This is a genomic window from Cellulomonas citrea, assembly GCF_009829685.1.
Taxonomy (GTDB): Bacteria; Actinomycetota; Actinomycetes; order Actinomycetales; family Cellulomonadaceae; genus Cellulomonas; species Cellulomonas citrea.
Genome location: NZ_VWSD01000280.1, coordinates 1 through 1,637 on the forward strand (window position 1 = coordinate 1; position 1,637 = coordinate 1,637).

The 1,637-nt window shown below is 75.0% G+C and carries 1 protein-coding gene and 1 pseudogene; both read right to left on the reverse strand.

Features of this window, described 5'->3' with window-relative positions; genetic code table 11:
- Positions 1–172: 172 nt before the first annotated feature.
- A pseudogene (locus tag F2B26_RS17545) lies at positions 173–385 on the reverse strand (NAD(P)-binding protein); the annotation flags it as partial.
- On the reverse strand, positions 382–1,443 hold the full coding sequence (gene hemE / locus F2B26_RS16160) for a uroporphyrinogen decarboxylase (RefSeq protein WP_159811092.1): 1,062 nt from the start codon (positions 1,441–1,443) through the stop codon (positions 382–384). The gene hemE and the pseudogene F2B26_RS17545, both read right to left, overlap by 4 nt.
- Positions 1,444–1,637 lie beyond the last annotated feature (194 nt).

A 1,637-nucleotide genomic window follows, 5' to 3' on the forward strand; every position in this document is an offset into this window, starting at 1 on the left:
GCTCGTGTCCTTGATGCCGCGGTTGTGCAGGTACTTGTTGGTCCACGCCTGGTAGATGGCGCTGGCCGGGCCCAGACCCATCGACACGGTGGGGAACTCCCACAGGTCCGGGGCCAGGCGCGGGTGCCGGCGACGGGGTGCAGATCGCATCGCCCAGGCCCAGGTCCTGCAGCAACGCGGCGACCGTGCCCTGCCGGGTGGCGTAGGACTCGGCACCCGCGTCGAGCACCAGCCCGGCCACCGTGTGCGCGCGCACCGAGCCGCCGGGCGCGTCGCGCCCCTCGAGGAGCACCGTGCGCCGGCCCGCGACGGCGAGGTCGTGCGCCGCGATCAGCCCGCCGATGCCGCCGCCGACGACGACCGCGTCGACCCGTTCGAGGGTCACAGGGAGTGCACCAGCTCGACGATGCGGGTGAGCACGTCGGGGTCGGTGTCCGGCGGCACGCCGTGGCCCAGGTTGACCACGTGCGCCGGGGCGGCGCGGCCGGCGGCCACCACCTCGCGCACATGCGCCTCGAGCACCGGCCAGGGCGCGGCGAGCAGGGCGGGGTCGAGGTTGCCCTGCACCGGGGTGCTCCCGCCGAGCCGCCGGCTCGCCTCGTCCAACGGCACCCGGTGGTCCACGCCGACGACGTCGGCACCGGCGTCGCGCAGCGCCGTGAGCAGCTCACCGGTGCCGGTGCCGAAGTGCACGCTGGGCACACCGGTCTCGCGCACGGCGGTGAGCACCCGGGCGGAGGCGCCCAGCACGTGCGCGCGGTAGTCGCGCTCGGACAGCGAGCCGACCCAGGAGTCGAAGAGCTGCGCGGCCTGCGCACCCGCGGCGACCTGGGCCTGCAGGAACTGCGCGCTCAGGGTGCTCGTCACGTCCATGAGGGCGGCCCAGGCGGTCGGGTCGGCGTGCATGAGACGACGGGCCGCGAGGTGGTCGCGCGACGGACCGCCCTCCACCAGGTAGGCGGCGAGCGTGAACGGCGCACCGGCGAACCCGATGAGCGGGGTGGGCCCCAGCAGCCGGACCGCCTCACGCACCCCGGCGGTCACCGGGGCGAGCCGCTCGTCGTCCAACCGGGCGACCTCGGCCAGGGCGGCCACGTCGTCCCGGGTGCGCACGGGGGCGCCGAAGACGGGCCCGACGCCGGCCTCGATGCGCACGTCGACCCCGGCCAGGAACAGCGGCACGACGATGTCGGAGAAGAAGATCGCGGCGTCCACACCGTGCCGGCGCACCGGCTGGCAGGTCAGCTCGGCGGCCAGCGCAGGGTCGAGGCAGGAGTCCAGCATCGCGTGGCCGGCGCGCGCCGCGCGGTACTCCGGCAGGGACCGTCCGGCCTGGCGCATGAACCACACCGGAACGCGTTCGGTGCGGTGCCCCGAATACGCCGCCAGAAGTGCGTTTTTTGACGCGCTGTCATATCCATGGTCGGCATCGAGAATGGGCACGGCGACATTGTGCCCGACATTTCAATGCGCCGGGACATGTCCCGATCCGGACCCGACGGGTCGGTCAACCGGCGGATCGGTCAGCCGCCGATCCCGGTCTCGCCCGGCCAGGAGATCGGGCCGGTGCCGGTCGCACCGCCACCCGGCGCACCCGGTCCCGGTGCGCCGCCGCCCGGCGCCCCGCTGCCGGCCGC